This window comes from Aeromonas sp. D3, assembly GCF_027705025.1.
Lineage (GTDB): Bacteria > Pseudomonadota > Gammaproteobacteria > Enterobacterales > Aeromonadaceae > Aeromonas > Aeromonas salmonicida.
The window spans coordinates 1-15,686 of sequence record NZ_JAPDBE010000040.1 but is presented as its reverse complement, the minus strand read 5'-3'; the positions used below and the strand labels follow the sequence as shown (position 1 = coordinate 15,686).

General features: G+C 61.9%; 12 protein-coding genes. 6 read left to right on the top strand and 6 right to left on the bottom strand.

Annotation, left to right across the window (positions count from 1 at the left end; translation table 11 throughout):
• Positions 1-57: 57 nt before the first annotated feature.
• Both OKC28_RS18625 and OKC28_RS18620 read right to left on the bottom strand, forming a co-directional pair.
• On the bottom strand, positions 58-1,020 hold the full coding sequence (locus OKC28_RS18625) for a sensor domain-containing diguanylate cyclase (protein ID WP_270690826.1): 963 nt from the start codon (positions 1,018-1,020) through the stop codon (positions 58-60).
• Between the two features lie 62 nt (positions 1,021-1,082).
• Positions 1,083-1,901: an ABC transporter substrate-binding protein gene (locus OKC28_RS18620; RefSeq protein ID WP_333562745.1), complete on the bottom strand. Its 819-nt coding sequence runs from the start codon at positions 1,899-1,901 to the stop codon at positions 1,083-1,085.
• 237 nt (positions 1,902-2,138) lie between these two features.
• On the opposite strand from OKC28_RS18620, the gene OKC28_RS18615 reads away from it, so the two are divergent.
• On the top strand, positions 2,139-2,684 hold the full coding sequence (locus tag OKC28_RS18615) for a cytochrome b (protein ID WP_125606427.1): 546 nt from the start codon (positions 2,139-2,141) through the stop codon (positions 2,682-2,684).
• Positions 2,685-2,756: 72 nt separating this feature from the next.
• Here the strand turns inward: OKC28_RS18615 and OKC28_RS18610 are convergent, their stop codons facing one another.
• The 3 genes from OKC28_RS18610 to OKC28_RS18600 all read right to left on the bottom strand — a co-directional run bounded on the left by OKC28_RS18610 (position 2,757) and on the right by OKC28_RS18600 (position 8,265).
• Positions 2,757-6,509: an AAA family ATPase gene (locus tag OKC28_RS18610; RefSeq protein WP_270690822.1), complete on the bottom strand. Its 3,753-nt coding sequence runs from the start codon at positions 6,507-6,509 to the stop codon at positions 2,757-2,759.
• On the bottom strand, positions 6,506-7,732 hold the full coding sequence (locus OKC28_RS18605) for an exonuclease SbcCD subunit D C-terminal domain-containing protein (RefSeq protein WP_270690819.1): 1,227 nt from the start codon (positions 7,730-7,732) through the stop codon (positions 6,506-6,508). The genes OKC28_RS18610 and OKC28_RS18605 overlap by 4 nt, the downstream gene beginning before the upstream one ends.
• A gap of 104 nt (positions 7,733-7,836) precedes the next feature.
• Positions 7,837-8,265 carry a GNAT family N-acetyltransferase gene (locus tag OKC28_RS18600; protein WP_005312341.1) on the bottom strand — a complete coding sequence of 143 codons (429 nt, stop codon included), beginning with the start codon at positions 8,263-8,265 and terminating at the stop codon, positions 7,837-7,839.
• 179 nt (positions 8,266-8,444) lie between these two features.
• On the opposite strand from OKC28_RS18600, the gene rdgC reads away from it, so the two are divergent.
• The 4 genes from rdgC (at position 8,445) to OKC28_RS18580 (ending at position 14,927) form a co-directional block, all read left to right on the top strand.
• Positions 8,445-9,356 (top strand): recombination-associated protein RdgC, encoded by a 912-nt coding sequence (rdgC, locus tag OKC28_RS18595; RefSeq protein WP_005312334.1) that lies wholly within the window; start codon positions 8,445-8,447, stop codon positions 9,354-9,356.
• Between the two features lie 174 nt (positions 9,357-9,530).
• Positions 9,531-11,312: a gamma-glutamyltransferase gene (ggt, locus tag OKC28_RS18590; protein ID WP_270690815.1), complete on the top strand. Its 1,782-nt coding sequence runs from the start codon at positions 9,531-9,533 to the stop codon at positions 11,310-11,312.
• A gap of 373 nt (positions 11,313-11,685) precedes the next feature.
• On the top strand, positions 11,686-13,338 hold the full coding sequence (gene ybaL / locus OKC28_RS18585; protein WP_270690813.1) for a YbaL family putative K(+) efflux transporter: 1,653 nt from the start codon (positions 11,686-11,688) through the stop codon (positions 13,336-13,338).
• Positions 13,339-13,745: 407 nt separating this feature from the next.
• Positions 13,746-14,927 (top strand): M28 family metallopeptidase, encoded by a 1,182-nt coding sequence (locus tag OKC28_RS18580; protein ID WP_096118827.1) that lies wholly within the window; start codon positions 13,746-13,748, stop codon positions 14,925-14,927.
• Positions 14,928-15,006: 79 nt separating this feature from the next.
• Here OKC28_RS18580 and OKC28_RS18575 read toward each other — a convergent pair whose 3' ends face one another.
• Entirely contained in the window at positions 15,007-15,231 is a 225-nt protein-coding gene (locus OKC28_RS18575; protein ID WP_270690811.1) for a hypothetical protein, read from the bottom strand.
• A 303-nt stretch (positions 15,232-15,534) separates the two neighbouring features.
• Between OKC28_RS18575 and OKC28_RS18570 the strand changes: the two genes are divergently transcribed.
• A partial coding sequence (locus OKC28_RS18570) for a pyruvate kinase (RefSeq protein ID WP_270688371.1) occupies positions 15,535-15,686 on the top strand: 152 nt, incomplete at its 3' end.

Below are 15,686 nucleotides of genomic sequence, written 5' to 3'. Positions count from 1 at the left end.
GAAAAACCGAAGCCATGTGCTTCGGTTTTTTTATGAAAAAATGGCAGTGAATACCGACTACTCCTTGCCAAACAACACCCGGTTTCGCCCTTGCGCCTTCGCCTGATACAGCGCCCTGTCCGCCACCAGCAACAGGTTGTCGAGGCTTTGCCCCGTCGTCAGCGTGGCGCAGCCAAAACTCATCGTCAGTGAGAAATTGTGATGGTGCCAATTTATCTGACTGGCAGACAACAGCTGTCGCAGTTGCTCGGCAAGGGAGACCGCCCGGGAGGCATCCGCTCCCGGCAGGATCAGCAGGAACTCCTCCCCTCCCCAGCGCGCCAGACACTCCTTTCCCTGTAACTGCTCCTCCATGATGCGGGCAACCCCACACAAGGCCGCGTCCCCGGCGGGATGACCGTATCGATCGTTGACCTGCTTGAAGTGATCAACATCGCACAGAACCACTGACAAAGGTCGCCCCTGCAGCCAGTGCGCCTGCAGCTGCTGCTCGGCTCCGCGCCGGTTGCTGAGTTCTGTCAGTGGATCGGTACAGGAGAGGCGACTGACCTCCTCTATCATGCTGTGCAGATCGTGAATGTCGCGAAACGTCACTATGTGCCAGCCGGGCATGGCATCGGCCGTCAATTGGGCTGTGATGGTAAACCAGCGATGCTGGCCATTCTTACAGTAAATCCGGGTAGACATCTCCGCCACGGCAGAGCCGTTGGCCAGACTGGTCATGACAACCTGATTCCAGTCCTGGATGGCTTGAGTTCTGGTCTGCTCATCGTGATAGACAGTCGCAAACCAGGCTGTCATATCCGGCAACTCGGCCAGGGTGTAACCCAGCTGTGCAGAGAAGGCCTGATTCACGAACCTGTGATGCCGGATGGGAATGTTCGACAGGGTTGTTGGTATTGTGCCAAGAGTGTCACCACAGACCGCCTCTGAAATGAGGATCGGTATCGGGATCACATCAAAGGATCGAAACAGGATCTGCTGCAGTTCGCTCAATATCGCTGACTCGGATATGTTCAAGGTATTTCCCTTACCAATATTTCGCTCAACAGTAAGTGAGTCCGCAGGCTGGGTAAATCCGCTTATTGAGCCTCTCGGACCACCTTGGTCGCAGTGTTCTCTCCCGGTTGCCACTCCTGATAGGGACCGTGGATGGCAGAGTAGATCTTGTCCAGCTGACCGGAGGCCTTGAGCTTGCCGATGGACTGTGTCAGGAAGCGGTCCACCCTATCCCCCTTCTCTCCTTTCGGGATAATAAACACATCGTCGAACTCGCCGAAATAGACACGGTGGATATTGGTCAGCCCCATCTTCCTCAATGCAAAATCGGCCTCCTCCTGCGCCCAGAGAAAGGCGTCGATACGGCCCCTGCTCAGTTTGCCAAGGGACTGCTCGATTGAGAGGGAACGTTTGACCGAGAAGGGCCAGAAGTCGCTCACCCCCTCGATGAGCAGATCGCGCTTGGTGTACTCATAACCGAGTACCATGGCAGGCGTAATCGGAGCTGTGCTGTTGCTGTAAAGCACATGGGTGACCTTGCCAAAGGTCACAGAACTGAAACGATAGGGGAGCATGGATTCATCGATATAGGGATTGCGCAACGCGGGCAGATTGAAGTCCGCTTCCCCCACTACCACACTGCGGGTTGCCCGCGACATGGGATAGACCATCACGCTCACCTCGACCCCATCGTCCAGATCGGCGATAGCCTTGACCAGATTGACGAAGGGGCCGCTACCATCGGAGTCGATGAGCCCTGGCAACAGGCCGAGATAGGCAGAAAAGCGCGTTGGATGTTCAGACTCGGCCGCAGAGAGGTGGCCATTGCTGCTCCCCATCCCCCCGGCCACAAGGGCGCACAACATGAACAGGAGACCCTTACCCAAGCCGACATGTTTCATGGATCAAACCCTCGTCATCACTGCCATAGCGGGCAGGGTTATCAGAAGCATAGCTCCGTGATGAAAGGTGCAACCACAGCCAGCGGGATGAGCATTCATTGTTAAAAGGTTATCTGGATCAATGTTTGCCCGGACAAGCCTCGTAACATGGAAAGGGACACACCAAGGTCCGGCCATCCCAAGCCCGCCCAACGAGATAAAACGTGATGCAATGAGCGCCCCGAGAAGGACACGAGCATGTTGAAAAATACCGAACAGCGTTATGGCAGCCTGAGTATCGGGCTGCACTGGTTGACCCTGCTATTGATGATGGCCGTCTACGCATTGATGGAGTTCAGGGATATTTTCCCCAAGGGCTCGGCCGGCCGTGACCTGATGAAGGAGTGGCACTTCATGGTGGGCTTGTTGATTCTGGCGCTGGTCGTCGTACGGCTGCTGGTGCGCTTTAGCAGCCCGTCACCCCGCATAGTGCCCACCCTGTCACCCCTGATGCGAACACTGGGTCACCTCGCCCACCTGGCACTGTATGGCTTTCTCATCCTTGCTCCGCTGCTGGGTTGGTTGCTCCTCAGCGCAGGCGGCAAGCCCATCCCCTTCTTCGGATGTGAGCTGCCCGCCCTGCTTGCGCCGGATGATGCTCTGAAGGGGACGATAAAGGATCTGCACGAAACGCTGGCCAACATAGGCTATGCGCTGATCGCCCTGCATGCGGCGGCAGCCATCTATCACCACCATGTGCTCAAGGACAACACCTTGACCAATATGTTGCCCGAGCGGAAATAAGCACCCGCCTTGAACACGCCAACAAAAAGGCCCCTTTGACAGGGGCCTTTTGCCATGGCTGAAGCGCCACCATCAGGGCAACACCACCCGACTCTCACCACCGCCGAGGGCCTCGACCCGAATTTGCACACCGATCCGCTCCACCAGGGTCTGTACGTGGGAGATGACGCCGATCTGGCGGCCGGCCGCCTGCAACGAGTCCAGACTGGACAGCGCCAGATCCAGGCTGTCCGGATCCAGGGTGCCGAAGCCCTCGTCGATATACAGCGACTCGACCTGGGTTTGGCGCGACGATAGGCTGGAGAGGGCCAGCGCCAGCGCCAGCGACACCAGGAAGCTCTCGCCGCCGGAGAGGGAGTCCACAGAGCGCACCTCGTCCCCCATGTCGAGATCCACCACCTGCAGCGCCAGATCCGTGCCGGGTACCCGCTCCAGTCGATAACGCGGCGACAACTCGCCGAGCTGGGCATTGGCCTCCAGCAACAGACGCTCAAGAGTGAGGCTCTGGGCGAAGGTGCGCAGCTTGGCGCCGCTGGCGGAGCCGATAAGCTCGGACAGCCGCAGCCAGTGATCCGTCACTGCCTGCTGGCGACTCAGCTCCTCTTGCAAGGAGCCCGCCTTGAGGGCCGCCGCCTCGGCCTGGGCCAGCGTACTCTTGCATTGGAACAGCTGCTCCTCCAGTTCGCGGCAATGGGACTCGCAAGCACCAAGGCGCTCGGCAAGGGCCTCGGTGGAGAGCGCCGTCAGTTCGCCGTGATGCTCGCGATAACGCTCCCGTTTCACCTCCTCCAGCGCCAGCGCCCGTTGGCGTTCGGCCAGCCGGGTACGCGCCTCGGCCAGGGCATCATCCAGCCCTTGCAGTGCTGTGCGGCGGGCCTTGAGCTCCTCCGGATGGATGGCCAGCAATCGTCGCAGATCATATTCGGCAATCCCGAGCCTGGTGGCATGGGCAGCCCAGCGCCCCAGTACCTCGCGGCGGCGGCGACTGCTCACCTGTTTGTCCTGCTCAAGATGGGTCAACCGTGTCTTGAGCTCTGTCTGCCGCTCCCTTGCGGCCCGCAGTGCGCCCACCGCCTCTTCGAGTTGATTGGCACCCCGTGAAAGTCGCTGCTGCCACTCGCCCTCGACCTCGGCGATGGCACGCCCCTCAAGACACGCCTCGCGGCTGGCCAGCAGTCCCTGGCGCTGTTGCTCGGCCTCCTTGTAGTCGCGCTCCAGCTTGTGCAGCTGTTCATTCTGGCTCTGTACCCGTGCCTCCTGCGCACTGAGCGCCGGGGTCAGGCTGGCAAGTTCGCTGCCCAGCTGCTCCCACTCGCGCTGTCCCTGCAAATAGGCCTCGCAGGTCTGCTGCCATTCGAGCCACTGCCGGCTGCCGAGCCATTGACGCCAGGGTTCGGCCCCCATCTGTTCATCGAGCCGGCTTTCACCCTGAACCAGGCGCTGGCGCAGTGTGACTTCCTGCTCGGCCAGCGCTTTGAGCTCGGCCTCCCACTCTATCTTCTGCCGCTCGGCCTCCTGCCACTGCTGTTCAAACTGCTGATGGCGGGTTGTGAGCTGAGTCAGCTGATTGCGCAGCCCCATCAGCATCTGCTGGCCTTGCTGGGCCTGTTGCAACTGTCGCTGTCCGGCCACCAGACCCAACTCCAGCGCCTCCCCCTGTGCCAAGAGATGCGCCAGCAGATCCGCCCACTCCGCGGGGCTTTGCCGCAAAGGCAGCCCGTGGCCCAACAAGGTCTCACCACCCCACTGCAACCAGCGCTGGGTCAGCTGTTCGGCTCTCGCCTCCAGCTCGGGTTGGTGTTGCTGGCGGGCAACCAGCTGACGAGTCAGCTCGACGCGCTCGCTCTCTCCCTGAATATGTTGATGATTGAGTCGCTCCCACTCCAGCTCCAGCTGGCGGGCACGCTCGGCCAGCTGGGCGAGGATACCGGCCACCTGCGGCTGGCTCTGGCGATAGGGATGCACCTCTGCGCCACACAGCGGGCAAGGCGTACCATCGCTGAGCACGTGACGATACTGCTCGAAGCTGGCGACGGCACGGGCCTGATCCAGCGCATGGCGCGCCTCGTCACGCTGAAGCCCGAGTCGCTCCAGCGCAGGCACCAGCTCCTCGTGCTGGATGGCCAATCGGGTGAGGTGCTGCTCCAGCAGCGCCATCTCTTGCAACAAGCGCTCCTGTTGCTCGCTGTGATTACGGCCTGCCTCCGCCAGCTCCAGCAATTGGCGCACCCGTGCCAGCTGCTCGGTCTGGGTCTGACGCTGCTCCTGCGCCTTGGCGACCTGACCATCCCACTCCTGCGCCTGCAACTGGTCGTGCTGCTGTTGCAGCCGGGCGCGCTCCTGCTGCCAGTAGTCCCGCTCCTGCTGTCCCTGCTCCAGCCGGCTGTTGAGATCCCGCAGGGCATGGCTCTTGTGCTCACGGCTTTGCAGCAGATGTTGCAGCTGATCCCGTCCCTCGGCCCAATCCTGCATGGCTGCCAGCAGGGGTTGCCACTGGCGTGCCAGGGGTGCCAGCGCCTTGCGCTCCTCGAGCCAGAGCGCCCATTGCTGACGCCGCACCTCGAGCGCCTGCACCCGGCTCGCCTGCTGTTGCCACTCCTGTTGCAGGGCGACTTGTAGCGCGCGGGCCTGCGCCCCCTGCTGCTGAACTTCCTGCAACTGGCTGCTCTTCTCCCTGATGCGGGTATCGAGCTCCTGGGCCCGCTTGAGTTCGGGTTGCAGCGCCCCCCATTCGCGCTCGGCGGCTATCTTGTCGGCCAGCAGTTGCTGCTCGCGCAGCGCGGCCTGCTGCTGGGTCTGCTCGACCTGTTCGAGCTCGGGACCCAGCTGGCCAATGAGCTGCTCCTGCTGCTGCACTTCCAGGGTGAGACGAGCAAGTTCATCGTGATCGGCGCGGGCCACCTGGGCCTGCTCGGCGCGGCCAAACTCCTCCCGCTCGGGAGCCGCCTGGGCGTGAGCCGCTTCTGCGGCGGCCAGTGCCGTCTGTCCTTCCTCGCAGGCCAGCAACTGGGCGGCGATGCGATCGTTGAGGTCCCGCAAGTCCTGCAACAGCTGGCGCTGCTGCTGCTCGTGCTTGAGGCTGGTGGAGAGCGCCAACTGCTGGGCGACCCACTGCTCGCGGGTCGCCTCGTCCATCAGCGCCACGTCGCCGAGCCGTTGCCCGATGGCGGCCAATTTTTGCTGCTCCTCCCGCGCCCGTTCATGGGTCTGGATGGAGATGGCGGAATAGAGCTCGGTGCCCGTCATCCGTTCGAGCAGGGCGGAGCGCTCGTCGGCGCTCGATTTGAGAAACGCGGCGAACTCCCCCTGGGGCAGGATCACGGCGCGGCGGAACTGCTCCCAGGAGAGCCCCACCAGTTCATCGATGCGATCCTGCAGCTCCCGCTTGCTGCCGGAGAAGACCTGACCCGACGCCACGTCGGCCAGGCTGCGCTCCTGGGCCTGAAAACGCCCCTCGGAACGGTTGCGCGCCCGGCGCACCGCCCAGCGGGCCAGCCAGATGCGGCCATCGCAGCCGCGAAACCGTACCTCGGCACAGCCGCTGGCGTGGCCGCGACTGAGGATGCCCCGCACGTCGTTGGCTTTGAGCTTCTCCTCGTCATCCGCTCGGCCCACCTCGGCCACGTGCTTGCGATTGGCGATAAAGCGCGGCATCTCGTCGTACAGCGCCAGACAGATGGCATCGAGCAAGGTGCTCTTGCCGGCACCCGTGTTGCCCGTGATGGCAAACAGCCCTGCGGCGCCGAGCGCCCCCTTGGTAAAGTCGATGGTGAAAGAGCCGGTCAGGCTGGCCAGGTTCTCACCGCTGAGGGACAGGATCTTCATGCACCGGACTCCTTCACCTGTTGCAATATCTCTTCAAACGAGGCGACCAGTTCGGCCTCGGGTTCACCGTCAAACTGGCGCTGATAGCAGAGCCTGAACACCTCAGTGGGGGAGAGCTCATCCAGCCTGCGCTGGTTCTGGCCATCGGCCAGCCCCTGACCAGAGCCCAGATAGCGGGTACTGATACGGGCCAGGCGTACCGGCTTGCCCGCTAGCGCCGCCAAGATGCGTTCGCGGATGCGGGCCTCGGGTCTGGGCAACAGCAGTCGTACTTCGAGGAAGGGTTGTGCCTCGCTGGGCAGCGCTGGCAGGGACAAGGCCTCTATGGCCTTGATCGCCCCTTCCAGTTCGCTCTCGGGCAGGCGGATCATCTCCACCGCGCGGGGCACAGGGATCCGCTCCATGCCCACCAATTTGCCCCCCTCAAACGTCACTTCCAGCACCTGATGGTTGTAGTTGGCCTCGGCCAGCGAGAGCGGCAGTGGCGAGCCGCTGTAGTGAACACCCTCGGCCGGGCTCTGGGCCAGATGGAGGTGACCGAGCGCCGTGTAGTCGGCGCTGGCAAAAATATTGGCAGGCAGGGCATGCTGGTTGCCACCGAGCACCCGCCGCTCTGAAAGCTCGGAGAGCTGGCCTGCCGCCAGATAGGCGTGGCCCATGGCGATCAGTGCCTGATCGGGTTTGCAGCGCGCGCGACCTTGCGTCAATACCTCTTCATAGACCCGCCGTACCCCCTCAATCAGCCGATCCTGCCCCTCTTCAAGCTGTTCAACCCTCAGGTCACTGCTGCGCAGGAAGGGGACGGCGGCGCACCAGGCGACCACCTTGCCTTCCCTGTCTTGCAGCGGCACCAGCAGGCGGTCGGTCTCAAGCTTGCCCTCACTGTCACGGCTGATGCTGCCCACCAGATGCAAGTCGAAGGCGCGCAGCAGTTCGTGAGGGGCATCCAGCTTGGAGGGGGAGTCGTGGTTGCCGCCGATCAGCACCATGTTGAGGTGGGGCATCTCGGCCCGCAGCCTGGCCAGAAAACGGTAGAGTTGCTGCCAGGCGCTGGCGGGGGGATTGGCGGTATCAAACAGATCGCCCGCCACCAGCAGAGCATCGATCTGCCGCTGCTTGATGGTATCGGTCAACCAGTCGAGGAAGCTGTCGTGTTCGAAGCGGCGTTCATGGCCATGGAGTTGATGACCAAGGTGCCAGTCGGCGGTATGCAGGATTTTCATGAGAAATCGACTCGGATCCAGGAGAGGTGCCAGCGGCACCCGATGGAGACAAGATGAGGATGCCAGCCTCTCTTTTCAAGCAAAACAGGCCGGTGGCGTCAGATTCAGGCGGGCTCGCAACACATCTTGTACTGGGGATGACCGGTGAGGGGATCCGACTCCTCCCCCTGGATCACGAAACCGTGGCGGCGGTAGAAGCGCACCGCCTGCGCATTTTCCACGAACACCCGCGCATGCAATCTGGCCCCCTGCGCCTTGGCCTCCTGCAGCAGGGCATGGCCCACGCCACGCCCCTGCCGGTCAGGGCGCACGAACAGGGCAGCGAGGTAATCCTCCACCAGTGCCATGAAGCCGAGCAGCTCGCCGCGCTCCTCGAACACCCAGATGCGGGCGTGGTCGAGATAGCGGGTGCGCAGATCCTCCTGGGCCTGCCACCAGCAGGAGGCATCGACGAAATCGTGGGCCTGCAGGGAGGCCAGCAACCAGATTTCGACGATCTCTTCCATGTCCTCGGACCGACTCGGCCTCAACATATTTGCATCCTTGTTAACAATCTGAACACCCGCAGTCTAGGGGACTTTGATGACAGGGTTGGGGACGAACATGACTCCCTGTGAACTCGATCGTCCTTTTTTTACGAGAATGATTGGCTGATCACAAAGCGCCTCTCTAGTACAATGCCCGCCGGACAATCTATGAGACCGAGGACGCCATGTGGTTTAAAAACCTGCAGATTTATCGCTTTACCCGCCCCTTTGACCTGACAGTGGATCAGCTGGAAACCCAGCTCGAGGCCTGTGCCTTCACCCCTTGCGGCAGTCAGGACATGTCCCGGTTCGGTTGGGTCAAGCCCCTTGGCAAATTCGGTTCGACCCTGACCCACTCCGCCTCAGGACACATCCTCATCTGTGCCCGCAAGGAAGAGAAGATGCTGCCGGGTACCGTCATCAAGGAGATGCTGGCGGAGAAGGTAGAAGCGATCGAATTCGAGCAGGGCCGCGCCCTCAAGAAGAAAGAGAAGGAAGCGCTGAAGGAGGAGATACTCCACACCCTGCTGCCTCGTGCCTTCAGTCGTACCAGCCAGACCTTCGCCTGGATCAACCCGGCCGACAATCTGATGGTGGTGGATGCAGGCTCCGCCAAGAAGGCGGACGATCTGCTGGCCCTGCTGCGCAAGAGCATAGGCACCCTGCCGGTGGTGCCGGTGGCGCTCAAGAACCCGCCCGAGATCACCATGACAGAGTGGCTGAGCGAGGGTAACCTGCCCGCCACCTTCGCACTGGAAGACGAAGCCGAGCTGCGCAGTGCCATGGAGCACGGCGGCATCATCCGCTGCAAGCAGCAGGATCTGATGACCGACGAGATAAAGAACCACCTGGCCAACGACAAGCTGGTGACCAAGCTGGCTCTTAACTGGGGCGAGACCCTGAGCTTCGTGCTGGGGGACGACCTCTCCATCAAGCGCCTGAAATTCAGCGAAGAGCTGCGCGAGCAGAACGACGACGTGACCAGCGAAGATCCCGCCGCCCGTCTGGATGCGGACTTCGCCCTGGTGACCGCCGAGCTGGCCCAGTTCATCCCGGCACTGTTTGCCGCCCTGGGTGGCGAAGAGCAGTCCATCTGATCAACGCCTGCTTGCATTGCACAAACCGCCCGAGTGGCGGTTTTTTTGTGTCTGCGGCACATGACCTTTATTGATAAATGAGTAAGGTATTGATCTGGTTCAACAACTTGAGCAACCAGTGCCAATCGTGACATAGTCGTCCTTCGCGCTCATAAAACAGACAAGGAGAGTGTCATGTTGCTCAAACCCGCAGGGCTGGCCGTTGCCTTCGCCCTCCTGGCCGGTTGTGCCAGTGACAAGGGCTTTCACTATGCCCCGCCCCCCCAGACCCTGATCGCCCCGGAAGCGGCAAGCGGCTGGACAGACAAACAGGGCTGGCAGGGCCATGGCTTCATGGTGGCTGCGGCCAACCCGCTGGCAGTGGATGCGGGCTACCAGATCATCCGGGCGGGCGGCAGCGCCGTCGATGCCGCCATCGCCGTGCAACTGGTACTGACCCTGGTGGAGCCGCAATCCTCCGGTATCGGTGGCGGCTCCCTGCTGCTGGTGTGGGATGGCAGCAAGGTCGCGGCTGTGGATGGTCGCGAGACCGCGCCCGCCGCCGCCACGGATCAGCTGTTCATGAAGGATGGCAAGCCCATGGCCTTCTATGACGGCGTGGTGGGCGGTCGCTCGGTCGGCGCGCCTGGCACTGTGCGGGCGCTGGCGCTGGCCCATCAGCGCTATGGCAAGCTGCCCTGGGCTGCGCTGTTCGAGCCCGCCATCACCCTCGCAGAGCAGGGGTTTGTCATCAGCCCGCGCCTCGCCACCCTGCTGGCAAAAGACCCCTATCTCGCCAAAGACCCGGATGCCCGCGCCTACTTCTATCTGCCCGACGGCACACCAAGGCCTGCCGGCAGCACGCTTACCAACCCGGCACTGGCCCGGGTGCTGAAGACCCTGGCCACACAGGGGGCGGATGCCTTCTATCAGGGGCCGCTGGCCGAGGCCATGGTGGCCAAGGTGCGTCAGCATCCCACCAATCCCGGTGTGCTGGCGGCGGCCGATCTGGCCAGCTATCGCGCCAAACTGCGCAACGGCCTCTGCTTTGACTACCGTCAGAGCCAGATCTGCGGCTTCCCGACCCCCTCCTCCGGCACCATAGCCCTGGGACAGATCTTCGGCATGCTGGAGAGCCGCAACATGGCGGCCCTCAAACCTGTGACGACGCCAGAAGGTCAGCTTGCCGCATCAAGCGATGCCATCCATCTCTACAGCGAGGCGGCGCGGCTCGCCTTCGCCGATCGCAACCAGTATGTGGCAGACAGCGATTTTGTCAGCGTGTCGGTGAAGGGGCTGCTGGACAAGGGCTATCTGGCCGAGCGGAACAAGCTTGTCGGCGAGCGCTCCATGGGGATCGCCCAGCCCGGTACGCCGCCGCTGGCACTGGCTCGCGGCAAGGATGCGACCCCCGAGCTCCCCTCCACCAGCCATGTCTCCATCGTCGACAAGGCGGGCATGGCGGTCTCCATGACCAGTTCCATCGAGGATGGCTTCGGTTCGCGGCTGATGGTCAACGGCTACCTGCTCAACAACCAGCTCACCGATTTTTCCTTCACCTCGGTGGATGCCGCCGGTCTGCCGGTGGCGAACCGGGTCGAGCCTGGCAAACGGCCACGCTCCTCCATGTCCCCCCTGCTGGTGTTTGACAAGCCAAGCGGCGAGCTGACCATGACACTGGGCTCGCCGGGGGGCTCCGCCATCATCAACTACGTGGGCAAGACGCTGCTCGGCACCCAGGATTGGGGGCTGAACCTGCAGCAGGCCATCAACCTGCCCAACTTCGGCAGCCGCAACGGCCCCACCGAGCTGGAGGCGGGACGTACGCCCATGTCAGTGGCCGAGGAACTGAAGGCCAGAGGCCACGAAGTGGTACTGAGCGAGCAGACCTCGGGTCTGCAAGGGGTCGAGCGCAATGCCGGCGGCTGGTTCGGCGCCGCCGATCCGAGACGCGAGGGCATTGCCAAGGGCGAATGAGTGCCAGCATCTCTTCACCAAGGCGACCTCAGGGTCGCCTTGGTGCTTGTGGCGTGCTGGCACCCACTCATACAGTAAAAATCATCAACGATGAATTATTCCTGCCAACGAAATGGATAAAACTGTCTCTTCTCCCCCTACATTTCAACACTTATGCACCTTTAATCGCAAACAAGCGTCAAAATGTGGATAAATATTGCTTTTAGGAAAAATTTGTATTATTTTTCAACAGAAACGACAACTGTTGTCCCCAATATCCAGTGTTCGCTGCGGCCAACATCTGTCTCTTTCGCCCCCTGCTCATTGACAGCTGCCCTCTTCATCCCCTGCGGTGATCTGGTAGCCCCCTGACTGCCATTAGCGAGGTGACGACATGGACCACTCCCTTCCCCTTATCACGACTCTGGTGGGCGGCTTCGTGCTCGCCTACGTACTCGGCATGCTTGCCCATCGTCTCAAGATCTCCCCCATGGTGGGATATCTGGCGGCCGGGGTGATCTCGGGCCCCTTCACACCGGGTTATGTGGCCGACATGGCGCTGGTGCCCGAGCTGGCGGAGCTGGGGGTCATATTGCTGATGTTCGGGGTCGGCCTGCACTTCTCCTTCAGCGACCTGATGTCGGTGAAGAAGATTGCCATCCCGGGGGCCATAGTCCAGATAGCGGTCGCCACCTTGCTCGGCATGGGGCTCTCCTCCCTGCTGGGATGGGATCTCACCGCCGGCCTGATGTTCGGCCTCGCCCTCTCCACCGCCAGTACAGTGGTGCTGCTGCGGGCGCTGGAGAGCCGCCAGAATCTGGAGACCCTGCAGGGGCGCATCGCCATCGGCTGGCTCATCGTCGAGGATCTGGTGATGGTGCTGGCGCTGGTGATGCTGCCCATACTCGCCAATATCCAGCACGGCGATCAGAGCATGAGCTGGCAGAGCATAGCGCTGGATCTGGGCTGGACCCTCGGCAAGGTCGCCCTGTTCGTGGCGCTGATGATGGTGGTGGGCAGCCGCTTCATTCCCTGGTTGCTGGCTCACACCGCCAGCACTGGCTCCCGCGAGCTGTTCACGCTGGCGGTACTGACCGGCTCCCTTGGCATCGCCTTCGGGGCGGTCAAGCTGTTCGGCGTCTCCTTCGCCCTCGGCGCCTTCTTCGCAGGTATCGTCATGAACAGCTCCGAGCTGAGCCATCGCGCCGCCAACAACACGCTGCCGTTGCAGGATGCCTTTGCCGTGCTCTTCTTCGTCTCTGTGGGCATGCTGTTCAATCCCGCTGTGCTGCTGACGGATCCGCTGGCGGTGCTGGCCACCCTGTTCATCATCATGTTCGGCAAGTCGGTGGCGGCCTACGCCATAGTGCGGCTGTTTCGCTACAGCCAGCGCACAGCGCTCACCATCTCCGCCAGCCTGGCCCAGATCGGCGAGTTCTCCTTCATCCTGATAGGGCTCGCCATCGTGCTCAAGCTGGTGCCGGAAGCGGCCCGGGATCTGATCCTGGTGGGTGCCAGCCTCTCCATCATGCTCAACCCCCTGGTGTTCAACGCCGTCGAGCGCTACCTGGAGAAGCACCCTGATGCCGACAACACCCGGGCACTGGCCGAGTGCAAGTGTCCGGCCGTCGAGATGAAGGAGCACACTGTGCTGGTGGGCTTTGGCCGGGTCGGCCGCCTGCTGGTGGAAGGGCTGCAAGCCGCCGGGCGGCAGCTGGTGGTGATAGAACAGGATCCGCACCGGCTGGAGAGCCTGCACCAGGCCGGGATCCCACATATCAATGGCAACGTGGCGAACGATGAGGTGCTGTGTCGCGCCGCCATCGCCGACGCCAGCTGGCTGCTGGTAGCCATCCCCAACAGCTTCGAGGCCGGCGAGGCCATCGCCCAGGCCAGACTGATCAATCCGGCCATCCGGGTCATAGCCCGTGCCCACAGCGATGACGAGGTTCACTTCCTCACCCGGCAGGGGGCAGACAAGGTGATCATGGGGGAGCGGGAGATAGCGCTCGGCATGCTGGCGGAAACCACTGGCGCCCCTGCATAAGCTCGTCACCACCAGACAAGAGAGGGGCCCATGGCCCCTTTCGTTTATCCCGCAGTCCATCCGTGACTGAATCGTGCTGACGATGGCTGATGAGTCATATCGGCAATCCCGAATGCACCTCAGCGCCATGGCACAGTTTGGCTCCCTTCGTCAGCCCCCCAGCCGGGGCACCTTGGGTACCACCTTGCAACCACACTGCCACCCGCCTCCTTGTCAGCACAAAGCTCCGGCCAGCTCGGGACAAGCCCGATGGTAAACAGCAGATTGTGCAGCGGCCCCCACCGGACGGGGGAGCCCACATACCAGATGGGCAGATCCGGTGAACGCCCCCTTGGCTAGACTGGGGTGGTCGTCTTATGACACCCACCCATGCTAGTCACCTGTGACAATACCCGGAAGGATCCGACATGAAACCCTTTATGACCGCCCTCTTGCTCCCCCTGCTGCCCCTCGCCGTGCAGGCCGCTGAACCCGTCTGGATCACGGTCGGTGCCGATAGCGGCGTCGAACTCAGGCAGGTCAAGGCCAAGCTGGCCCCCCTGTTCAGCGCCAGCGGCGCCCCCATCCAGCTGGCCCAGATAGAGGCGAGCGAGCTGGGTACCCTCTCCCACCTGATGCATGAAGGCCACCAACGCTGTGGCGGCTATGTGGTTCACAGCACGTTGGCAGATGCGCTGCAGAGCATGGCCCAACCCCTCAGCCAGAACCTGTTCAGCCCGCCGCCGCTGACTCAGGGTGCCAGTGTCAACCGGCTGCTGCCCTATCTGGATCAGGGCAACATAGTGGGCACCATCAGCAAGCTCTCCAGCTGGCGCAACCGCTACTACACCACCACAACCGGGGTGCAATCCGCCGACTGGGTCGCCAGCCAGTGGCAGAGCCTCGGCAGTGCCCTGCCCTGGGCCAGCGTCAGCCGGGTCAAACACAGCGGCTATCCGCAGCAATCCGTGGTGCTGACCCTCAAGGGCAGCCGCTATCCTGACGAAGTCGTGGTGCTCGGCGGCCACCTCGACTCCACCGCAGGCTCGGCTCCCAACAGCCGCACCCTGGCCCCGGGCGCCGACGATGATGCTTCCGGCATCGCCACCCTGACCGAAGTACTGAGGGTCATCGCCGAGCAGGGCCGCCAGCCGGAGCGCACCCTGCAATTTATCGGTTATGCGGCAGAAGAGGTGGGCTTGCGCGGATCCAAGGACATAGCGACCCGCTACAAGGCGGCCAACACCAGGGTACTGGCCGCACTGCAGCTGGACATGACCAACTATCAGGGCTCGGTTGAGGATATCGTCTTCATGACCGACTACACGGACCAGGGACTGACCGGCTATCTCACCCAGTTGCTTGACGCCTACCTGCCGCAAATAAGCTATGGCTATGACAGCTGCGGCTACGGTTGCTCGGATCACGCCTCTTGGCACAATCAGGGCTATCCCGCCGCCATGCCGTTCGAGTCACGCTTCAACGACTACAACCCCAAGATCCACACGGCGCAGGATACCCTGCAAAACTCCGATGCCTCGGCCGGCCATGCCCTCAAGTTTGCCCAGCTGGCCACCAGCTTCGCCATCGAGATGGGCAAGATCAACTGAGTGACACCCGGTTGAACAAGCAGCAATAAGACAAGAAAAGGGAGGCTTGGCCTCCCTTTTCTTGCTCATCACACGCTTTTCAGCGGGATTGTGGATGCCAGCCAAGCAGACTGGCCTGACGCAGCTCTTGCCAGGCTGGGCGGGAGAGAAAGGGTTCACTGGCCGCCAGCATCTGGTGCAATTCGGCAAGCTCAAGGGCGCTGACGGCCCCCTCCAGAGGCGCTGGATCATCCGGCCAGCAGCTGGCGGGCAGTGCCTGCATCCCGAGCAGGGCGAGGGAGAGTATCAGCAGATAGGGCGCCATATTGCGGCTCTCATGTTCAGTAACCGGGTCTATTCTTGTCGAGACTGATGACGGCTTGATGACAGGGAAGGATCGTCATTTTACAACATCTGACGAGGCTAACCGGCGCCGAGACACATATGGCAACATTTATGCCAGATCTGCGAAAACCAGTTAATTTATGCCCTAAAAAGTAACCGGGAGGAAAACGTTATCCCTGAAAAGAAAACGTTATCTGGTCAAAACGTTGTTTCTGGATCATAAAAAGTATCCAAAAACTGGTGTATATTGCACGGCGGAAACTCCTTAACCATGAAGACTGACATGAAAAAGACCAAAATCGTCTGCACCATAGGTCCCAAGACCGAATCCAAAGAAATGCTGGCTAAAATGCTGGATGCCGGCATGAACGTCATGCGCCTGAACTTCTCCCACGGCGATTACGCCGAGCACGGTGGTCGTATCAACAACCTGCG